Raw genomic sequence first — 21,136 nt, forward strand, 5'->3', positions numbered from 1 at the left:
TTTGACTATTTACAGACTATACTATACATTCAAATAGTAAATTGTAAATAGTCAAATTGTAAATCTAATAGTCTCTTTGCATATCTGCAATTTTTTGTTGTAACTTTCTCATTTGTTCTTCCTGCAGTACTTTTTTGTATTCGATGGGCACTACTTGGATGAATTGATCTACGTAATGATTCCAGTTGTCGAGCAGGATGCGTGCCAGTTTCGAGCCTGTGTAGAGGTAATGCTGGCGGATTAGTTCATGCAACTCTTTCCGGTAGCTGGCTTCTTCGATGAGTGACAGTTCCACCATTTCCATGTTACAGAAATAATCGAAGTTGCCGTCTTTGTTCCATACATAAGCTACACCGCCACTCATACCGGCTGCAAAGTTACGTCCGGTTTGTCCGAGGACTACCACACGACCTCCGGTCATGTATTCGCAACAATGGTCACCCACGCCTTCTACGACGGCAACTGCGCCGGAGTTACGAACAGCGAAACGTTCTCCTACACGGCCGTTGATATATACTTCACCGCTTGTTGCGCCATAAAGCAAGGTATTACCGGCGATTGTATTTTTTTCGGCTTCGAAATTGCTGCGGATAGGAGGCAATATGGAGATACGCCCGCCGCTCAATCCTTTACCCAGGTAATCATTCGCTTCACCTTCCAGTTTAAAGTTAACTCCCGGTACGAGAAAAGCTCCGAAAGATTGACCTGCCGAACCTTTGAATTTTACATTCAGCGTATGTTCCGGCAATCCTTTGGCACCATATTTCTTGGCGATTACTCCGGAAAGCATAGCACCTATTGCACGGTCTGTATTGGCAATCGTATATTCTAAAGAAATCTCTTTCTCATGTTCGATAGCTTCTTGTGCGGCATCGATGATGGTTACATCCTTTACAGCAGAAATTCCATGATCTTGGTCGATGACATGACGGATAGCCGCACTGTTGTCAACACGTGCCAGCAATTTGGTGAAGTCGATTAAAGCATGTTTCGGATTTGGGTCATTGGCATCGGACTTGCGCTCGATTAAGTCTGTACGCCCGATGATGTCATCCATCCGGGTGAATCCCATTTCAGCCAAATGCTCGCGGACTTCCTGTGCCAGGAATGTGAAAAAGTTTACTAAATATTCACTGCGTCCATGAAAGCGTTTACGTAACTCTTCATTCTGTGTGGCAACTCCCACCGGACAAGTATTCTGATGGCATTTGCGCATCATTACACACCCTAATACAATCAATGCCGAGGTGGCGAAGCCATATTCTTCGGCACCCATTAGTGCCATTAAGATGATGTCACGTCCGGTTTTCAGTTGTCCGTCGGCTTGCAGAACTACTTGGCCACGAAGTCCGTTCAAAACCAATGTTTGCTGTGTCTCGCTCAATCCCAATTCCGGTGAGATACCCGCATAGCGGATAGAAGAAGCCGGAGAAGCACCTGTTCCCCCTTCAGCACCAGAGATGACAATTAGGTCCGCCTTTGCTTTTGCCACACCCGCAGCAATCGTACCGACGCCGCTTTCTGCTACCAGTTTCACACTGATTTTGGCCTGTGGATTTACATTTTTCAAATCGAAGATTAATTGTGCCAAATCCTCAATCGAATAAATATCATGATGAGGCGGAGGAGAAATCAGCGAAATTCCCGGAATGGAATGACGTGTTTTCGCAATCACATCGTTCACTTTAAATCCCGGTAGTTGTCCGCCTTCACCCGGTTTGGCTCCCTGTGCTATCTTGATTTGAATTTCGTCCGCATTAACCAGATATTCTGCCGTTACACCGAAACGACCGGAAGCTACCTGCTTGATTGCACTTCGTAAAGAACTGCCATCGGGCAGCGGTTGGAAACGGGCAGCGTCTTCGCCACCTTCACCGGTATTACTGCGTCCGTGAATTTTATTCATGGCAATAGCCATTGCCTCATGAGCCTCTTTGCTGATAGAACCAAAAGACATAGCCCCCGTGACGAAACGATGCAGAATGTTTTCCACCGGTTCTACCTGATCGATTGAAATCGGATTACGACGGAATCCCAGAAAGTCACGAAGGAAAATAGGCTTCTCTTTTTCGTCTACCAGATGGGTGTACTCTTTAAATTTTTTATAACTCCCCAGTCGTGTAGCCAATTGCAGAGTGCTGATTGTTTCCGGATTCCATGCGTGCTTTTCTCCATCTTTACGGAAAGCATACAAACCGTTATTTTTTAATAACTCTTCATTTTTAATACTTTCAAATCCTTCTTTATGGAAAGCAATGGCATCTCTGGCTATTTCTTCCAGACGGATACCTTCGATCGGTGAACCGAGTCCTCCAAAATAAGCCTTGCTCAATTCTTCACTCAAACCGACAGCTTCGAAAATCTTAGCACCACGATAGGAGCGGATCGTAGAGATACCCATCTTACTCATGATTTTAAACAAGCCTTTACAGATGGATTTGATATAGTTCTTTTCAGCAGTGGTATAATCTAACTGAATATCTTTGTCTTTTACCAGTCGGTCGAGGACAGCGAATGCCATGTAAGGATTCAGGGCACTTGCTCCGAAACCCAACAATAACGCGGCGTGCATCACTTCACGTATTTCACCACTTTCTACGATCAATGCTGTTTGCACCCGTTTACCAACTGAAATCAGGTGGTGATGAACAGCGCTTACTGCCAGCAATGATGGAATGGCAGCATGGGTAATATCCACCTCACGGTCGGTCAGGACAATGTAGTTTACACCTTCCGTCACGGATTCTTCCGCCATTTTACAAAGATGGGTCAGTGCTTCCTGCAGTCCGGCTTTCCCTTTTGTAACCTCAAACAACATGGGTAGTTTGACTGTTTTGAAGCCTTTATACCGGATATTACAAAGAATATCCAGTTGGGTATTGCTTAAAATCGGATGATTCAGGCGTACCATTTTGCAATGACTTTCACTGGGCGTCAGAATATTCATACCGACTGCTCCAATGTATTCCGTCAATGACATCACCAGTTCTTCACGAAGGGGATCAATGGGCGGATTGGTTACCTGTGCAAATTGCTGACGGAAATAGTTGTAAAGCAACTGTGGTTTATCTGAAAGTACGGCGAGTGGCGTATCGTTACCCATTGAATTGATCGGTTCTGCTCCGGTGCTTGCCATCGGCATAATCAGCCTTTCGATGTCCTCTTTGGAGTAGCCGAAAGTACGAAGCATCCGGTCGTAGTTTGCTACGTGATGAGGAACTTTGCGCCCGCTTTTCAGTTCATCCAGTTCGATTCGGTTGGTAGATAGCCAGGTGCGGTAAGGCTTGGCTTCAGCCAACTGTTTTTTCAGTTCGCCGTCATAGTAGATCTCGCCTTTTTCCGTATCCACCAGCAGGATTTTGCCGGGCTGTAAGCGACCTTTTTCTTTGATGTCTCCCGGTTCGAAATCCATAACACCGACTTCCGAAGCCACTACCATCATATCGTTTTTAGTAATCAGATAACGGGCAGGGCGCAGGCCATTGCGGTCGAGCATACCTCCGGCAAATCGTCCGTCGCTGAATAGTAGTGCGGCCGGTCCGTCCCACGGTTCCATCAGGATGGAGTGGTATTCGTAGAATGATTTCAGATCCTCACTGATCGGGTTCTTCTCGTTGAAAGATTCCGGCACGAGCATAGCCATGGCATGTGGCAGGCTCAATCCTGACATCACCAGGAACTCCAGTACATTGTCCAGAGAAGCACTGTCGCTCATACCCGGTTGTATAATCGGGCGGATTTCTTTTATATCACCTAAAGTGGGAGTGGAGAGTACACTTTCACGGGCTTCCATCCATCCTCGGTTACCACGGATAGTATTGATTTCACCGTTGTGTGCCAGCAGACGGAACGGCTGTGCCAATCCCCATGTAGGGAATGTATTGGTACTGAAACGAGAGTGCACCAATGCCAGTCCGCTGGTAAAATAGCTATTTGTCAGGTCCGGATAATAGTTGCGCAGCTGTAATGATGAAAGCATACCTTTATATATAATACTTTTGGTAGAGAGTGACACAACATAAAAATCGTCTTTTGCCGGAATAGATGACAATCTGACTTTATTTTCGATTCTTTTCCGGATCAGATATAACTTCCGGTCGGCAGTTTCCGTTTCCGTAAATCCGGTGATGAACACTTGTTTGATGTCCGGTTCGTTTGCCAGAGCCGATTCTCCCAGGATTTCGGGGCAGGTGGGCACATTGCGCAAATGCATCAATGTGAGTCCTTCTTTTTCAATTTCTTCAATAATAATACTTAGAATAGCTGCCTGGTCTTTTTCGTTTTTCGGTAAAAACAATAACCCTGTGCCGTACCGTCCTTTTTCGGGGACAGGAATACCTTGTAATAAAATAAACTCATGCGGAATTTGAAGCATGATACCTGCACCGTCACCGGTCTTGTTATCCGCACCCTCGGCACCGCGATGGCGCATGTTTTCTAATACCTTTAAAGCCGACTCAACAATGTCGTGTGACTTTTCTCCATGAATGTTAACCAGCATACCGACACCGCAGGCATCGTGTTCGTATGCCGCATCGTACAAGCCCATCTGTTGGGGCTGTCGTTGGTAAGGGAATCCTTCTGTTACGTTGTTAAAAAGTTCTTGTTTCTTCATTCTTACTAGCTTTATTGTATGATAATACCTGTTTGATGTATCAAATTGTTTGGCAAAGTTAATATTTTAATTTCAAAATGATAGTGAAATTTAGCTTTTGTGTGACGCGAAATGAGAATAGGAATCTTTATTCTTTTAATTTGTTATTAAAAACAGGAAATTTGCTTTTAATTTGTTAGCTTATTTATCCTTATTTGAAGCTGATTGTAATTTGTTTCTTTTTGAGCTAAAAATAATATATTATTTAACTTTTTGATGTGTTTGCAACTTTTTTATGCGTTTCTGTCAAATAAATATGCTTTTTGTTGTCTTTATGTTATTTGTAATGTGTATATTTGCAGGCGAAATAAAAATATCATAATATGTGTGGAATAGTAGGCTATATTGGTAAACGAAAAGCCTACCCTATCCTTATCAAAGGGCTGAAGCGACTGGAGTATCGTGGATATGACAGCGCGGGGGTAGCAATCATTAGTGATGACCAACAGTTAAATGTGTATAAGACGAAAGGAAAAGTCTCTGATCTTGAAAATTTCGTCACACAGAAAGATATTTCCGGTACAATCGGAATTGCCCATACCCGTTGGGCTACTCACGGGGAACCTTGTTCTGCTAACGCCCACCCTCATTACTCTTCTTCCGAAAAGCTCGCTCTCATTCATAACGGTATTATTGAAAACTACGCCGTTCTCAAAGAAAAACTTCAAGCCAAAGGCTATATTTTTAAAAGTAGTACAGATACCGAAGTCCTCGTTCAATTAATAGAATACATGAAAGTCACTAATCAGGTCAGTCTGTTGACGGCTGTTCAGTTGGCGTTAGGGGAGGTAATTGGTGCTTATGCGATTGCGATTCTTGATAAGGAGCATCCCGATGAGATTATTGCTGCCCGTAAGAGCAGTCCATTGGTAGTGGGGATTGGAGAGAATGAGTTCTTTCTTGCTTCAGATGCTACTCCGATTGTAGAATATACTGATAAAGTGGTTTATCTGGAAGACGGGGAAATAGCTGTTTTGAATCTGGGGAAGGAGTTGAAGGTAGTCAACTTGAACAATGTCGAAATGATACCTGAAATAAAGAAGGTGGAACTCAACCTCGGTCAGTTGGAAAAAGGGGGATATCCGCACTTTATGTTGAAAGAGATTTTCGAACAGCCCGATTGTATTCGTGATTGCATGCGCGGACGTATCAATGTGGAAGCTGATAATGTGGTGCTTTCTGCTGTGATAGATCACCGGGAAAAGCTGCTGAATGCCAAACGGTTTATTATTGTTGCTTGCGGAACTTCCTGGCATGCCGGACTGATCGGTAAGCATCTGATTGAGAGTTTTTGCCGCATACCGGTGGAAGTGGAGTATGCTTCCGAATTCCGCTACCGTGATCCGGTGATTGACGGGCAGGATGTGGTGATAGCAATCTCCCAGAGTGGCGAGACGGCAGATACATTGGCTGCTGTGGAATTGGCGAAAAGCCGCGGGGCATTTATATATGGCATTTGCAATGCGATCGGCTCTTCTATTCCCCGTGCCACTCATACCGGTTCATATATTCATGTGGGTCCAGAAATCGGGGTGGCTTCTACCAAAGCATTTACCGGACAGGTTACTGTATTGGCGATGTTGGCATTGACACTTGCCAAAGCGAAAGGAACCATTGACGAACAGTATTTTCTTTCAATCGTACAGGAGTTAAATCATATTCCGGAAAAAATGAAAGAGGTGTTGGAATTGAATGATACTTTGGCGGAGTTATCGAAAACTTTCACTTATGCGCATAATTTTATTTACCTGGGACGCGGATATAGTTATCCCGTTGCTCTGGAAGGTGCATTGAAATTGAAAGAAATATCGTATATTCACGCCGAAGGTTATCCGGCTGCGGAGATGAAGCATGGACCGATTGCCCTGATCGATGCGGAAATGCCGGTAGTGGTGATTGCTACCCAGAATGGGTTGTATGAGAAAGTATTAAGTAATATTCAGGAGATTAAGGCACGGAAAGGAAAAGTGATTGCATTTGTGACGAAAGGAGATACCGTTATCAGCAAAATCGCTGACTGTAGTATCGAACTTCCTGAAACAATCGAATGTCTCGATCCGTTAATTACTACGGTACCTCTGCAACTTCTTGCTTACCACATTGCGGTATGCAAAGGGATGGATGTGGATCAGCCGAGAAATCTGGCGAAGTCGGTAACAGTAGAGTAACTTTAAGTAGTAACTAGTATATAGAGAGATGGAACAATTGAAACATGAATGTGGCGTTGCCATGATACGCTTGCTCAAACCGTTAGAGTATTACGAGAAAAAGTACGGGACATGGATGTATGGTCTTAATAAACTCTACCTGTTGATGGAGAAGCAGCATAATCGTGGACAGGAAGGTGCGGGACTGGCATGTGTGAAACTGGAAGCAAATCCGGGTGAAGAATATATGTTTCGTGAACGCGCTTTAGGTTCCGGAGCCATTACGGAAATCTTTGAAAACGTTCAAAACAATTTTAAGGATCTCACTCCCGAACAGTTGCACGATGCAGCGTATGCCAAACGAACTTTGCCTTTTGCCGGTGAAGTATATATGGGACATCTTCGTTATTCCACTACGGGAAAATCCGGAATCTCTTATGTGCATCCATTTTTAAGAAGAAATAACTGGCGTGCCAAGAATCTGGCCCTCTGCGGAAATTTCAATATGACAAATGTGGACGAGATATTTGCCCGTATCACTGCCATTGGTCAGCATCCGCGTAAATATGCCGATACATATATCATGTTGGAGCAGGTGGGACACCGTCTTGATCGTGAAGTGGAGCGTGTATTCAATCTTGCCGAAGCCGAGGGGCTTACGGGCATGGGAATCACTCATTATATAGAAGAATATATTGATTTGTCAAACGTGTTGCGTACTTCCAGCCGCGAATGGGATGGGGGATACGTGATTTGCGGATTGACCGGAAGCGGCGAGTCCTTCGCCATCCGCGACCCGTGGGGAATCCGGCCTGCATTCTGGTATCAGGATGATGAGATAGCTGTTCTTGCTTCCGAACGTCCGGTGATCCAGACTGCTTTGAATGTTCCGTTTGAGGAAATCAAAGAATTGCAACCGGGGCAAGCATTGTTAATCAGCAAAGAAGGTAAAATCCGTACTTCGCAAATTAACAAGCCGCGCGAAAATCATGCCTGTTCTTTCGAACGTATCTATTTCTCCCGTGGGAGTGATGTCGATATTTATAAGGAAAGGAAACGGTTGGGTGAAAAGTTGGTTCCGAGAATATTGAAAGCTATCAATAATGACATCGATCATACGGTTTTTTCTTTTATTCCCAATACTGCGGAGGTGGCTTTCTACGGAATGTTACAGGGACTGGACGATTACTTGAATGAGGAGAAAGTGCAGCAAATTGCTGCATTAGGGCATCATCCGGATATGGAGGAACTGGAAGTCATTCTTTCCCGCCGTATCCGTAGCGAAAAGGTGGCGATCAAGGATATCAAACTCCGTACGTTTATTGCCGAAGGAAACAGTCGTAATGATCTGGCAGCCCATGTGTATGACATTACATACGGAAGTCTGGTACCCGGTGTTGATAATCTGGTGATTATTGACGACAGCATTGTGCGTGGTACTACGTTGAAACAAAGTATTATCGGTATTCTCGACCGTCTCGGTCCGAAGAAGATTGTGATAGTATCTTCTTCTCCGCAAGTGCGTTATCCTGACTATTACGGTATCGATATGGCAAAGATGAGTGAGTTTATCGCTTTCCGAGCTGCTGTCGAACTTTTAAAGGAGCGGGATATGAAAGATGTGATTGCGGCTGCCTACCGTAAATCGAAAGATCAGGTGGGACTGCCGAAAGAGCAGATGATAAACTATGTGAAGAATATCTATGCTCCGTTCACCGATGAGGAAATCTCTGCCAAGATGGTGGAACTGCTGACTCCCAAGGGAACAAAGGCGAAAGTGGAAATTGTCTATCAACCGTTGGAGGGATTGCACGAGGCTTGTCCGCATCATAAAGGCGACTGGTATTTTAGCGGTAACTACCCTACACCGGGAGGTGTGAAAATGGTGAACCGGGCGTTCATCGACTATATAGAACAAATGTATCAATTCTAACAACCATACAACGATTCAATAATAAGAATGAGAAATGTGACATTAATCCTTGACGACGGGAGCCGGTTTTCCGGTAAGTCGTTTGGCTACGAGAAGCCGGTGGCAGGCGAAGTAGTTTTTAATACTGCCATGACCGGATACCCGGAGAGCCTTACTGACCCTTCATACGCCGGACAGTTGATGACGCTTACCTATCCTCTGGTAGGCAACTACGGTGTTCCTCCTTTTACCATCGAACCGAATGGACTTGCCACTTTCATGGAAAGTGAGAAAATCCATGCGGAAGCGATTATCGTAAGTGACTATTCTTATGAATACAGCCACTGGAATGCGGTGGAAAGTCTCGGTGACTGGTTGAAACGCGAGCAGATTCCCGGTATCACAGGCATTGATACGCGCGAGCTGACTAAGGTTCTTCGTGAACATGGAGTAATGATGGGAAAAATCGTTTTCGATGATGAACCGGATAATGTGCCTGAAGCAGTATACGCAGGCGTCAATTATGTAGATCGTGTATCTTGCAAAGAGATTATTTGCTATCTTCCTGCCGGAACTTCACAAACTTTCTCCGTAAATAGTTCCTATGCGCAGCTTAATTCTCAATTCTCAACTTTCAATTCTCAATTTAAGAAGGTTATCCTGGTAGATTGCGGTGTAAAGACAAATATTATTCGTTGTCTGCTGAAACGTAATGTAGAAGTGATCCGTGTACCTTGGGATTATGATTATAGCGGACTCGAATTTGACGGGTTGTTTATCTCCAACGGACCGGGTGACCCGGATACTTGTGATGCTGCGGTACAGAATATACGTAAGGCGATGGTAAATGAGAAACTGCCTATCTTCGGCATCTGTATGGGTAACCAGTTGCTTTCAAAAGCGGGCGGAGCCAAGATTTATAAATTGAAATACGGACATCGTAGCCACAATCAGCCGGTGCGTATGATAGGTACGGAACGTTGTTTCATTACTTCACAAAATCATGGTTATGCCGTAGACAATAATACGTTGAGTGCAGAGTGGGAACCGTTGTTTATCAATATGAACGATGGGTCCAACGAGGGAATCAAACATAAAAAGAATCCCTGGTTCTCTGCGCAATTCCACCCGGAAGCTGCGAGTGGACCTACGGATACGGAATTCCTGTTCGACGAATTTGTAAAACTATTGTAACAATGAAAGAAAATATAAAGAAAGTATTGCTATTAGGTTCAGGTGCCCTGAAAATCGGTGAGGCTGGTGAATTTGACTATTCCGGTTCACAGGCACTTAAAGCCTTGAAAGAAGAGGGTATTGAAACCATTCTTATCAATCCGAATATTGCTACGGTGCAGACTTCCGAAGGAGTGGCAGATCAAATTTACTTTCTTCCGGTGACTCCGTACTTCGTAGAGAAAGTGATCCAGAAAGAAAAACCGGAAGGTATTATGCTGGCGTTCGGTGGTCAGACGGCTCTGAACTGTGGAGTAGCATTGTATAAAGAAGGTATTCTTGAAAAATATAATGTAAAAGTGCTGGGTACTCCGGTACAGGCCATTATGGATACCGAGGACCGTGAACTTTTTGTTCAGAAATTGAATGAGATCAATGTAAAAACCATCAAGAGTGAAGCCGTAGAAAATGCGGAAGATGCACGTCGCGCAGCAAAAGAACTGGGCTATCCGGTGATTGTTCGTGCTGCTTATGCGTTAGGAGGCTTGGGGTCCGGTTTCTGTGATAATGAACAACAGCTGGATGTGCTGGTAGAAAAAGCATTCTCTTTCTCCCCACAGGTATTGGTGGAGAAATCACTACGCGGTTGGAAAGAAGTGGAATATGAAGTGGTACGTGACCGCTTCGATAACTGTATCACCGTTTGTAATATGGAAAACTTCGATCCGCTGGGTATTCATACCGGTGAGTCTATCGTTATTGCTCCTTCACAGACGCTTACCAATAAAGAGTATCATAAACTTCGGGAATTGGCAATACGTATCATCCGCCATATCGGTATCGTGGGTGAATGTAACGTACAATATGCCTTCGATCCCGAATCCGAAGATTACCGGGTGATCGAAGTAAATGCCCGCCTTTCCCGTTCATCGGCTTTAGCATCTAAGGCAACCGGTTATCCGCTGGCTTTCGTTGCTGCCAAATTGGGATTGGGTTATGGACTCTTCGACCTGAAGAATTCTGTAACCAAGACTACTTCCGCTTTCTTTGAACCGGCACTGGATTATGTCGTATGTAAGATTCCTCGTTGGGATTTAGGTAAATTCCACGGTGTAGATAGAGAGTTGGGTTCTTCTATGAAATCTGTGGGTGAAGTGATGGCTATCGGACGCACTTTTGAAGAAGCTATCCAGAAAGGTCTTCGTATGATCGGACAGGGAATGCATGGTTTTGTGGAGAACAAAGAACTGGTTATTTCCGACATCGACAAAGCCTTGCGCGAACCGACCGATAAACGTATTTTCGTGATCTCGAAAGCGTTTCGCACCGGCTACACCATCGATCAGGTGCACGAACTGACTAAGATTGATAAATGGTTCTTGCAAAAGTTGATGAATATCATGAAGACTTCCGAAGAACTGCATAGTTGGGGAAACAATCACAAACAGATTGCCGATCTGCCGAACGAATTGCTTCGTAAAGCTAAGGTTCAAGGTTTCTCTGATTTCCAGATTGCCCGTGCCATCGGTTACGAAGGGGATATGGAAGATGGGATTCTTTATATCCGCAAACACCGTAAAGAGGCAGGCATTCTTCCGGTAGTGAAACAGATCGATACGTTGGCAGCCGAATACCCGGCACAAACCAATTATCTGTATCTTACTTATAGCGGTGTAGCAAATGATGTGCGTTATCTGGGCGACCATAAATCCATCGTCGTATTGGGTTCCGGTGCTTATCGTATCGGTTCTTCCGTAGAATTCGACTGGTGTGGCGTACAGGCTTTGAATACCATTCGCAAAGAGGGATGGCGCAGTGTCATGATTAACTATAATCCTGAAACCGTATCTACGGACTATGATATGTGCGACCGTTTGTACTTTGATGAATTGACTTTTGAACGTGTGATGGATATTCTGGAACTGGAGAATCCGCATGGGGTAATTGTATCTACCGGCGGCCAGATTCCAAATAACCTTGCTTTGCGTCTGGATGCACAGAAGATCAATATTCTAGGCACGAGTGCCAAGAGTATTGATAATGCCGAAGATCGTGAGAAATTCTCTGCCATGCTTGACCGTATCGGTGTGGATCAGCCCCGTTGGCGTGAATTAACTTCTATGGATGACATTCAGGAGTTCGTTGAAGAGGTAGGTTTCCCCGTACTTGTTCGTCCGTCTTATGTGCTTTCGGGAGCTGCGATGAATGTTTGTTCCAACCAGGAAGAATTGGAACGTTTCTTGAAACTGGCAGCTAATGTATCGAAGAAACATCCGGTGGTAGTAAGCCAGTTTATCGAACACGCCAAGGAAGTGGAAATGGATGCGGTGGCGCAGAATGGAGAAATTGTAGCATACGCTATAAGTGAGCATATCGAATTTGCGGGAGTACATTCCGGCGATGCAACGATTCAGTTCCCGCCGCAAAAGCTGTATGTAGAAACTGTTCGCCGTATTAAGCGTATCAGCCGTGAGATTGCTAAGGCTTTGAATATCTCCGGTCCGTTTAATATTCAGTATCTGGCGAAAGACAACGATATCAAGGTGATTGAATGTAATCTGCGTGCCAGTCGTTCTTTCCCGTTTGTCAGCAAAGTGTTGAAGATCAACTTTATCGAGCTGGCAACGAAAGTAATGCTCGGTCTGCCTGTAGAGAAACCGGAAAAAAATCTCTTCGAACTGGATTATGTGGGAATCAAGGCTTCCCAATTCTCTTTCAACCGCTTGCAGAAGGCTGATCCGGTGTTGGGAGTAGATATGGCTTCTACCGGTGAAGTGGGTTGTATCGGAATGGATACTTCCTGTGCCGTACTCAAAGCGATGCTTTCCGTGGGCTATCGTATTCCAAAGAAGAATATCCTGCTGTCTACGGGAACAATGAAACAGAAAGCCGATATGATGGATGCGGCCCGTATGTTGGTGAATAAGGGATACAAACTCTTTGCAACGGGTGGTACACACAAAACGCTTGCAGAGAATGGAATTGAAAGTACTCATGTCTATTGGCCGAGTGAGGAGGGACATCCGCAAGCATTGGAGATGCTTCATCGCAAGGAGATCGACATGGTAGTCAATATCCCGAAGAATCTGACAGCCGGAGAATTAAGTAATGGGTATAAAATCCGTCGTGCTGCCATTGACTTGAATATACCGTTGATTACAAATGCCCGTCTGGCTAGTGCATTTATCAATGCCTTCTGTACGATGAGTGTGGATGATATAGCTATCAAGAGCTGGGCAGAGTATAAATAAGCAGAATGTCATCTTTTTGAAAAGAGGCTGACATCACATTGAAATGAAAATGGTAAGGCCGTTCCTGTTATTCGGGAGCGGCCTTTGTTGTTGTAGAAATGTAATAACTCTGTCATTCATTTGTATTTCCATGTCGTTTACTTTGCGCCTGCAAAACGATAGAGATACGATATGAGAAAAAGAAACATGATTCTGGTTGCCGGTCTGTTGGCATTTACTTCAGTATGGGGACAAAACACGACTTCCGGTTGGGAAGATGAATCGGGTAAGATACCTGTAAAGGCTTATTTTGAGAGTGGAAAACTTCACTTTGCTTCTAAAAATGAAAACTTTCATTTATGGTTTGATAATCGAATTTATTTGGATGCAGCGGTTTATTCGCCCACATCGAATGTGGATGATCTGACATCCAAAACGAACAAGGATCTGGAGGACGATGACAACCAATTCCGTTTTAGTAACGGGGTGAGTATTCGTCGTGCACGTTTCGGTGTGAAAGCCACTTTATACAAAAAATGGTTTGCAGAACTGGATCTGGATTTCGCTTACAATGAAGTGGAAATAAAAGATATGTATCTGGGCTATAAATTTAATAATCATTTCTTTGTAAAGGCGGGAAATTTTAAAGTTCCGATGAGTATGGAACGCACAACAAGTTCTAAATATCTGATGGCTTCGGAACGTCCGATGGCAGTGGAAGCTTTTGCTGACGGGCGCCGTCTGGGACTTGCCGGAACTGGTTGGGGAAAACATTGGTGGGCTTCCGCTGGAGTATTTGGTAGGGAAGTGGATATCATTCAGAAAGAGCGTAATAGAGGGAATGACGGTTATGCTCTGGCTACCCGTGTAGCAGTGTCGCCTATTTACAATGAAGATATGACGATTCATGTCGGCGGATACTTTAACTATCAGGCACCTTCCGGTTCAGGGCTGGAGGATAAAACGGTTCTTTTCCGGACTTTCCCGGAGAGCAGGGTAGACCGTCGCCGATTTGTGCAAGCCGAGATTTCGAATGTCAATCATTATTATACTACAGGCTTCGAACTGGGATTCCGTTATCGTAAGTTGCTGACTTATGGAGAGTATATTTATAACAACATATCCCGCTATACCTATGGTGCTAATAATCAAAAGACTGATTTGAAAAATGCAGTATTTAATGGTTGGTATGCTACGGCATCTTATATGATATTGGGAGAAAACCGTCAATACTCCCCGGATGAGGCGGAATTTGGTCCAATGAAAATGCGTCGTAAAGGGGGGAATTTGGAAGTTGCGGCTCGTATCAGTAATATAAATATGAATGATTTCCATGATCCGGCTGCGTATATAACAGGAGGTAAGGCAACTAGCTATTCTGCTTCGTTGAACTGGTATCCTGTACGTAATGTGGTGATTGGACTGAATTACATTTATATGAATAATGATAAATATGCCGACTCTAAAGGACAAATTACCAAAGGAGGTAAACCTTTAAGTGAAGTAATGCCTTCAGGAATCGATTTTAATGTATTTCAGTTGCGTACAATGATTTCTTTTTAAACGCGAATAACGATATAAATTTAAAAAAGATGATTATGAAAAAGTTTTTGCTGATGAGCACACTTTGTGCTTTGGCTTTGGTTGGGTGTAAAGATGACTCGGAACCGGAAATTCCTACTGATATTGATTATTCAGGATTGGTATTGAATGAAATTTGTGGAAACGATGGGAATGCAAGTGAAGAAGATTGGATTGAGATTTATAATACTTCCAATACAACAATTAATCTCAATGGCGTTAAGCTGGTGAAAACTGATGAGGAAGGTGTTTCGGAGGTTATTTATACGTTTGGGGAAGGTGCAACCATTGCCGGTAAAGCATATTTGCTGAAAGTCAAAGGCGTTGATTTTACTCAAGGAATATCAAATACTAAATCTGTTTCTATCACTTTGCAAATGCCCTCTGGTAAAGATATAGACAAATTTGATAAGGATGCGGAATTTGGTGATGGAGGTAAACATGAAGTGGGAGGAAGTTATTCACGTATTCCTGACGGTACGGGAGAATGGACTGTTGTATTGAAAGCTACTAAAGGAACGGCTAATAAAGTTACGGAACCTGAAGGACCTTCCGGTATTGATTATACTGGATTGGTGCTGAATGAGTTGAATGGTAATAAACCCAAATATATTGAGTTGTATAATAGTACAGGTCATGAACTGGATATAACCGGAGTAAAGATTAAAAAAGATGATGGGGATATTGTTTATATAGCTCCCGAAGGAACTAAAATACAGTCTCATGGTTTTTTAGTGCTTCTTTCGGATCAAGCGGATTATTCTACAGGCTTTACAAGTGGACTCTCTGCTAAAAAATCTGTGAAGATTGAGCTTCTTTCACCGGAAGAAACTGCCATAGACGTATTTAAGAATCTAACGGATGCCGGTGAAGAGGTTTGGGGAGAAACACCTAAATACAATGGAGAAACAGAGGGAATGGCGTATGCCCGTAAGGATAACGGTGCTGAATGGTATATGATGAAAGCTACTCAAGGTGAGAGTAATAGCACCACTGCCGGACTAAGTACAAAAATAGAATGGTAAGATTATAATTTTAAGGAATGAGAAAGCTAATCCTTTTATTATTTACGGGATTTCTTCTTTTTAGCTGCACCGCTGCCGGAGCAGACGAAGGAAGAATTCTTCGTTTTATATATTGTTCAGACGTACATTATGGTCTTGAACGTGAATTTCGGGGAAAAGAAGTGGGAAGTGATGAGGTAAGTCGTGCTATGTTGGCAACCTTCAAATTGCTTTCTGAAACTCGGCTGCCAGAAGATAGTGGGGTGGGCGCAGGAATAAAATTCGGTTCTCCTGATTTTGTTGTTTGTACGGGTGATATTGCCAATCGGATGGAAGAAGGAGTTCAATCTGCTGCTACATCATGGAGTCAATTTTGCAGTGATTGGGATTCATCGATAAGTGCTCCTTTGTATCTGGTACCGGGTAATCACGACATTTCTAATGCGATAGGTTATCCCAAGGTTTTATCTCCTGAAAAAGATGCATCCAGTGCTGCCGGTATTTTCAACCGGATGATGCGCCCTGCGGTGGAACGTACGGCGGATACTTTTAATTATCAAACGGATAAGGTGCATTATTCTTTTGTAAAGGATGGGGTACGGTTTGTCTTTATGGGAATGTGGCCTGATGCATATATGCGTCGATGGTTCGATCTGGAAATAGGAACCGATACGATTACTCCTGCTATTTTATTTACCCACGATCCTCCCATTGCCGATACCAAGCATTTTACGAATCCGAACGGTAAGCATACGATCAATTCAGTAGATAAGTTTCAGAATTTGTTAGCAGATACCTGTCTGGTGACTGATGTCAAAAAGAAAGCCACAAAGAATTGGGAAAAGCTGGAGCAGTTTATCCATTCTCATTCTATGATTAAGGCTTACTTTCATGGAGATAAGAATTACAATGAATTTTATACCTGGAATGGGGTAAATGGAACAATTGATTTACCTGTTTTCCGGGTGGACTCCCCTATGAAAGGTGAATATTCTTCTTCTGACGAACGTCTACTTTCCTTTATTGTAGTTACCATGGATGTGGATCAATGCTTGTTAACGGCTCGTGAATGTTTGTGGAATACGGAAAACAAAACCAGTATCCAATGGGGAAGTTCTTGCACTATCACTTTCTGATAAATAGCCAAATTTAGTATTAAATCGTATAGGTTACTAAAAACTTTATAAGAAAACGACCGTAAATCACCTTCTTTGTTGTAAATTCGTTCTATTTCTCGTAATATCAAACTTATTTTAATCAATTAATATAGAAAGTAAATTATGAGAAAAGACGGATTTACCGTATGTGCAAATAATTATATAAATTGTTTGCGTCAGGAAGGGCGTTATGCCACAGCACATGTTTATGAGAATGCACTTCGCTCTTTCACCATATTTTGTGGAACAGAGTGTGTGTCATTCAGTTTGATTACTCGTGAGAACTTGAAGCGGTATAGCAGTTATCTGATGTCCTGCCGCTTGAAGTTGAACACGATTTCCACCTATATGCGAATGTTACGTTGCATATACAATAAGGGAGTAGATACTCATCAGGCTCCTTATATTCATCGCTTGTTTCGTGATGTCTTTACCGGAGTAGATACTCGTCAGAAAAAAGCAATTCCTATAAACGAATTACACACGCTGCTTTATAAAGATCCGCAGTCCGAAAAACTTCGCCGGACGCAAGCCATCGCTAATTTGTTATTTTTATTTTGCGGAATGCCTTTCGCCGATCTTGCTCATCTGGAAAAGTCGAATTTGGAGGGGAATATATTGAAGTACAACCGTATCAAGACTGGAACCCCAATGAGTATAGAAATCTTAGAATCGGCTTCATGTATTGTTTCCCGACTTCGTAATACGCATTCTGCTGTTCTCCCCGAGCATCCGGATTATCTTTTTTATATATTAAGTGGAAAAAATAAACGGGATGGGGAAGCGGCATATAGAGAATATCAATCCACACTGCGTCGTTTTAATAATGATTTGAAGAGTTTAGCTAAAAAATTACGTATCCATTCATCCGTGACTTCTTATACATTTCGTCATTCCTGGGCAACTACCGCTAAATACAGGGGAGTACCTATCGAAATGATTAGCGAATCATTGGGGCATAAATCTATTAAGACAACACAAATTTACTTGAAAGGCTTTGAATTGAATGAGCGTACCAAAGTAAATCGACTGAATTATTCTTACGTCAGGAATTATAGGGGAATTCTTTGAAAAGTATATTAAGTCTTTGATAACCAGTCTAAATACGCAGCTGTTACTTCTTAGGTAACGGAAATTATTCGGTGCAAATATAGACAAATTTGTTAATAACATACAAGCAAAATTCCTTTTTTTTCTCTTTTTATTTAAATATACAGTAAAAATGTATCGGGACATGAAACATTCCTATTTCATGTTCTATGAATTCGACTGCCTATACTTTTCAAATATCTCTGTATATCAGGCAAAATGTATCTAAACTCCCTTGTTCGTACGTATTTCTTCTTCTTTTTGTGGTAGGTGTCCAGTACTCTATAATTTCCGTTACCTAAGAAGTAACGGAATAACATGGGGTAAAAAAAACATGATTTTAACAAAACCAAAATCACTTAGTGCTGGGCCTAGCGATGGGACAGGGGAAGGCGTAGCACACTCTAAACGCTGGTATGTTGCTCTGGTTCGTATGCACCACGAGAAGAAGGTAGCCGAACGTTTAGACAAAATGGGGATCGAGAATTTCGTCCCTGTCCAACAAGAAATTCATCAGTGGAGTGACCGGCGCAAGGTAGTTGAGTCTGTCCTTCTTCCAATGATGGTGTTTGTGCACGTAAATCCGAAAGAACGCAAAGAAGTTCTGGGTTTTTCTACAGTGAGCCGTTATATGGTGATGCGTGGTGAGAGCTCTCCGGCGGTGATTCCAGATGAGCAGATGGCTCGTTTCCGTTTCATGCTCGACTATTCCGAGGAAGCTATTTGTATGAACAGCTCTCCTTTGGCACGTGGTGAGAAGGTCCGTGTTGTGAAAGGACCTCTGACCGGGCTGGTTGGTGAACTGGTCAATGTCGATGGCAAAAGCAAGATTGCCGTCCGGCTGAATATGCTGGGATGCGCTTGCGTTAATATGCCTATTGGCTATGTCGAGGCTGTCTGCGAGAAAAACTAATCCCGTCATCATTTATCCACCATTTACATGAATACGAAATTATCCGGTGCTTTTGCACTGATATTCTTTTTCTTCTTTCTCTCGGCTTGCCAGTCCTATAAGAAAGTACCTTACTTGCAGGATGCGGAGATTTTGAAACAGGCGAATACGCAAGTTGCGCCTGTTCAGGACGCAAGACTGATACCGGGTGATGAAGTTTCCATTCTTGTTTCCACTTCCGATCCGGTTGTTTCGCAGCCTTTCAATGCGCAAGGCAGTACGTTTCTATTGGACGATCAGGGAAATATCAATTATCCGGTTTTAGGTAAACTTCCTTTGAACGGTTTAACAAGTCGTGAAGCTGAAAACCTGATAACGGATAGACTGAAATCTTACGTGAAAGAAAGACCTACGGTAGTAGTCCGTATGTCCGGTTTTAAAATTTCCGTTTTGGGCGAAGTGGCCTCTCCCGGTGTTTATCCGGTAGTGAATGAGCAGATCAATGTGCTCGAGGCCCTTGCCATGGCAGGAGATTTGACTATTTATGGTGTTCGTGATAATGTAAAACTAATCCGCGAAGACAGGAATGGGCATAAACAGTTTGTTACACTCAATCTGAACGACGCGGATTTGTTATTATCTCCTTACTATCAGTTGCAACAGAATGACATCCTGTATGTCACTCCTAATAAAACCAAAGCGCAGAGCGCAGACATCGGAACAAGTACGACGATGTGGGTTTCGGGATTTTCCATTCTGGTATCTATTGCCAGTTTGCTGGTCAATATACTTAGATAATACCATCTAATTCCCGGTACTCCTCCGTACAATTAAAACACGGACACTCCTTTATCGGATTCAAATCATGATGGCCTACAATCAACGTCTTAGGAAATATTTTCCTCAATTCGCGGAGCAGACCGAGCAAAGAAGCCCGTTGTGCCAATGTACGCGTGTCTTTGGGACGTCCCGCCATATCCAGCCCTCCTTCGTAACAAATACCTATCGAATGGGTGTTATGGTCACGGCAGTGTGCCCCGACCTTTTCCAGAGGACGGCCTTGGTAGATTTCTCCATCCCGGGTGATGTAGAAATGATAGCCGATGTCACGGAATCTCCGGTGAAGGATATGATCTTGACGGCAAGCCTCCGCCGAAAGGGACTTTCCTTCCGGCGTGGCACTGCAATGAATGATAATCAGAGTGATGGTACGCATAAGGCTACATACAGCTCTGTACTCCGATCAGACCTCCGATAGCGGTGGCAACGGTGATAATCACTTTGATGATGAAGCTCCATACGGAGCGGGGAGAAGATGAATTACTCATGATGTTACTTTTTTAAAGATTAAAAATAAAGGATTTAGGATTAAGCAGCCGGATCAGGCGCTTCACCGCCACCATCCGGTTTCGGATCAGGGGTATCACCCGAATCAGAACCTCCTCCGGCAGTTGTTGGTTTCTGATATTCGGCCTGCTGTTTCAACTGGCTGTCGAGTTTCAGGTTGGTGGTTGACAAATTACCGGTAGCACGGGCTTTCAGACGCATACCAGTGATGTTTTTCTCCAATGAGAAATCTTCCAGCGTATCAGCTGCCTTACTGCGGATGCCCACACCAAAGATGGCAAGGTCGTCGATTTTCACACATTTGCCGTCGAGCAGCAGTTCCTTGATGCAGTCTACCATGTCGGAAAGCACACCTTTGATGACACCACCGGAATACGGTGAATTGTGTTTTGACATGTGTTCGGCAAGCTTAGCCAAATCAAACGTCTCGTCGCTTACCGCACGGGCGAACCACTTGCCTGCATTCAGGCCTTTTTGCTGTTGGTTTTGATAAATTTTGTAACGAATCATAAAACAATAAATTAAAGGGTTAAACATTGTGCCCGGGGGATTCTTTTCCCTTTCGACGATACAAAGATACAACCCTGAAACCCGCAGAAATCAATAGTCTACAGTTGCACGCGATTGTTGTCAATTATGCGCAGTAACGGTCGGTTATTCAATGGAAAAACGTAGGATATGTGAATATGTTTTGTTATTTTTGTAATTGTAAATCAGAAACTTATTCATCATGAACGAATTCAAAATACGCGCCTACGGTCGCATGGAACTGGCTCAACTTTATTCTCCGGAACTAACTGACATTGCTGCATATCGAAAGATGAAGAAATGGATCTCTTTATGTCCCGGACTTCTGCAACGCCTGTACGACTTAGGTTACGAATCAAAGCGCCGCTCATTCACCCCGTTGGAGGTGAGAGTGATTGTAGATGCCTTGGGAGAACCTTAGA

At 43.4% G+C, this 21,136-nt stretch carries 15 protein-coding genes; 11 read left to right on the forward strand and 4 right to left on the reverse strand.

Going from position 1 to position 21,136, the window contains the following annotated elements; genetic code table 11:
• Nucleotides 1–64: 64 nt before the first annotated feature.
• Entirely contained in the window at nt 65–4,615 is a 4,551-nt protein-coding gene (gltB, locus tag HMPREF9010_RS01845) for a glutamate synthase large subunit (RefSeq protein ID WP_008651596.1), read from the reverse strand.
• A 362-nt stretch (nt 4,616–4,977) separates the two neighbouring features.
• Between gltB and glmS the strand changes: the two genes are divergently transcribed.
• The 10 genes from glmS (at nt 4,978) to HMPREF9010_RS01800 (ending at nt 19,637) form a co-directional block, all read left to right on the forward strand.
• The gene (glmS, locus tag HMPREF9010_RS01840; protein ID WP_008651597.1) at nt 4,978–6,822 is read left to right on the forward strand and encodes a glutamine--fructose-6-phosphate transaminase (isomerizing); all 1,845 of its coding nucleotides are present in this window, start codon (nt 4,978–4,980) and stop codon (nt 6,820–6,822) included.
• Between the two features lie 28 nt (nt 6,823–6,850).
• Entirely contained in the window at nt 6,851–8,734 is a 1,884-nt protein-coding gene (locus HMPREF9010_RS01835) for an amidophosphoribosyltransferase (protein WP_008651599.1), read from the forward strand.
• A gap of 27 nt (nt 8,735–8,761) precedes the next feature.
• Complete coding sequence (carA, locus tag HMPREF9010_RS01830) at nt 8,762–9,907, forward strand: glutamine-hydrolyzing carbamoyl-phosphate synthase small subunit (protein WP_004309298.1); 1,146 nt, start codon at nt 8,762–8,764, stop codon at nt 9,905–9,907.
• Nucleotides 9,908–9,909: 2 nt separating this feature from the next.
• Nucleotides 9,910–13,137 (forward strand): carbamoyl-phosphate synthase (glutamine-hydrolyzing) large subunit, encoded by a 3,228-nt coding sequence (gene carB, locus HMPREF9010_RS01825; RefSeq protein WP_008651602.1) that lies wholly within the window; start codon nt 9,910–9,912, stop codon nt 13,135–13,137.
• 171 nt (nt 13,138–13,308) lie between these two features.
• A complete protein-coding gene (locus HMPREF9010_RS01820) occupies nt 13,309–14,679 on the forward strand; it encodes an OprO/OprP family phosphate-selective porin (RefSeq protein WP_008651603.1) in 1,371 nt (456 codons plus the stop codon).
• Nucleotides 14,680–14,714: 35 nt separating this feature from the next.
• Entirely contained in the window at nt 14,715–15,722 is a 1,008-nt protein-coding gene (locus tag HMPREF9010_RS01815) for a lamin tail domain-containing protein (protein ID WP_032852973.1), read from the forward strand.
• A gap of 17 nt (nt 15,723–15,739) precedes the next feature.
• The gene (locus tag HMPREF9010_RS01810) at nt 15,740–16,837 is read left to right on the forward strand and encodes a metallophosphoesterase family protein (protein WP_008651608.1); all 1,098 of its coding nucleotides are present in this window, start codon (nt 15,740–15,742) and stop codon (nt 16,835–16,837) included.
• Nucleotides 16,838–16,981: 144 nt separating this feature from the next.
• Nucleotides 16,982–17,929 (forward strand): tyrosine-type recombinase/integrase, encoded by a 948-nt coding sequence (locus HMPREF9010_RS0124870; protein WP_004317894.1) that lies wholly within the window; start codon nt 16,982–16,984, stop codon nt 17,927–17,929.
• Between the two features lie 352 nt (nt 17,930–18,281).
• Nucleotides 18,282–18,860: a UpxY family transcription antiterminator gene (locus tag HMPREF9010_RS01805; RefSeq protein ID WP_004307291.1), complete on the forward strand. Its 579-nt coding sequence runs from the start codon at nt 18,282–18,284 to the stop codon at nt 18,858–18,860.
• A gap of 27 nt (nt 18,861–18,887) precedes the next feature.
• A complete protein-coding gene (locus tag HMPREF9010_RS01800; RefSeq protein WP_004307290.1) occupies nt 18,888–19,637 on the forward strand; it encodes a polysaccharide biosynthesis/export family protein in 750 nt (249 codons plus the stop codon).
• Here HMPREF9010_RS01800 and HMPREF9010_RS01795 read toward each other — a convergent pair.
• From HMPREF9010_RS01795 to HMPREF9010_RS01790, 3 genes are read right to left on the reverse strand one after another with little or no spacing between them, the layout of a single operon-like run.
• Nucleotides 19,630–20,055 carry an N-acetylmuramoyl-L-alanine amidase gene (locus HMPREF9010_RS01795; protein WP_004307289.1) on the reverse strand — a complete coding sequence of 142 codons (426 nt, stop codon included), beginning with the start codon at nt 20,053–20,055 and terminating at the stop codon, nt 19,630–19,632. The genes HMPREF9010_RS01800 and HMPREF9010_RS01795 overlap by 8 nt on opposite strands.
• Nucleotides 20,056–20,059: 4 nt before the next feature.
• A complete protein-coding gene (locus HMPREF9010_RS26240; protein ID WP_004297473.1) occupies nt 20,060–20,167 on the reverse strand; it encodes a smalltalk protein in 108 nt (35 codons plus the stop codon).
• 40 nt (nt 20,168–20,207) lie between these two features.
• Nucleotides 20,208–20,696: a DNA-binding protein gene (locus HMPREF9010_RS01790; protein ID WP_004307288.1), complete on the reverse strand. Its 489-nt coding sequence runs from the start codon at nt 20,694–20,696 to the stop codon at nt 20,208–20,210.
• Between the two features lie 220 nt (nt 20,697–20,916).
• Between HMPREF9010_RS01790 and HMPREF9010_RS01785 the strand changes: the two genes are divergently transcribed.
• Entirely contained in the window at nt 20,917–21,135 is a 219-nt protein-coding gene (locus HMPREF9010_RS01785) for a DUF4248 domain-containing protein (RefSeq protein WP_004297475.1), read from the forward strand.
• Nucleotide 21,136 lies beyond the last annotated feature (1 nt).

The sequence above is a fragment of the Bacteroides sp. 3_1_23 genome (assembly GCF_000162555.1).
Classification (GTDB): domain Bacteria; phylum Bacteroidota; class Bacteroidia; order Bacteroidales; family Bacteroidaceae; genus Bacteroides; species Bacteroides ovatus.

Bases quoted from the DNA above. Each gene is read 5' to 3' on its own strand.
- HMPREF9010_RS01800 (WP_004307290.1), top strand. From the start codon at position 18,888: ATGAATACGAAATTATCCGGTGCTTTTGCACTGATATTCTTTTTCTTC.
- carB (WP_008651602.1), top strand. From the start codon at position 9,910: ATGAAAGAAAATATAAAGAAAGTATTGCTATTAGGTTCAGGTGCCCTG.
- HMPREF9010_RS01785 (WP_004297475.1), top strand. From the start codon at position 20,917: ATGAACGAATTCAAAATACGCGCCTACGGTCGCATGGAACTGGCTCAA.
- HMPREF9010_RS01805 (WP_004307291.1), top strand. From the start codon at position 18,282: ATGATTTTAACAAAACCAAAATCACTTAGTGCTGGGCCTAGCGATGGG.
- HMPREF9010_RS26240 (WP_004297473.1), bottom strand. From the start codon at position 20,167: ATGAGTAATTCATCTTCTCCCCGCTCCGTATGGAGCTTCATCATCAAA.
- HMPREF9010_RS0124870 (WP_004317894.1), top strand. From the start codon at position 16,982: ATGAGAAAAGACGGATTTACCGTATGTGCAAATAATTATATAAATTGT.
- HMPREF9010_RS01820 (WP_008651603.1), top strand. From the start codon at position 13,309: ATGAGAAAAAGAAACATGATTCTGGTTGCCGGTCTGTTGGCATTTACT.
- HMPREF9010_RS01795 (WP_004307289.1), bottom strand. From the start codon at position 20,055: ATGCGTACCATCACTCTGATTATCATTCATTGCAGTGCCACGCCGGAA.
- HMPREF9010_RS01810 (WP_008651608.1), top strand. From the start codon at position 15,740: ATGAGAAAGCTAATCCTTTTATTATTTACGGGATTTCTTCTTTTTAGC.
- gltB (WP_008651596.1), bottom strand. From the start codon at position 4,615: ATGAAGAAACAAGAACTTTTTAACAACGTAACAGAAGGATTCCCTTAC.
- HMPREF9010_RS01835 (WP_008651599.1), top strand. From the start codon at position 6,851: ATGGAACAATTGAAACATGAATGTGGCGTTGCCATGATACGCTTGCTC.
- HMPREF9010_RS01790 (WP_004307288.1), bottom strand. From the start codon at position 20,696: ATGATTCGTTACAAAATTTATCAAAACCAACAGCAAAAAGGCCTGAAT.
- HMPREF9010_RS01815 (WP_032852973.1), top strand. From the start codon at position 14,715: ATGAAAAAGTTTTTGCTGATGAGCACACTTTGTGCTTTGGCTTTGGTT.
- carA (WP_004309298.1), top strand. From the start codon at position 8,762: ATGAGAAATGTGACATTAATCCTTGACGACGGGAGCCGGTTTTCCGGT.
- glmS (WP_008651597.1), top strand. From the start codon at position 4,978: ATGTGTGGAATAGTAGGCTATATTGGTAAACGAAAAGCCTACCCTATC.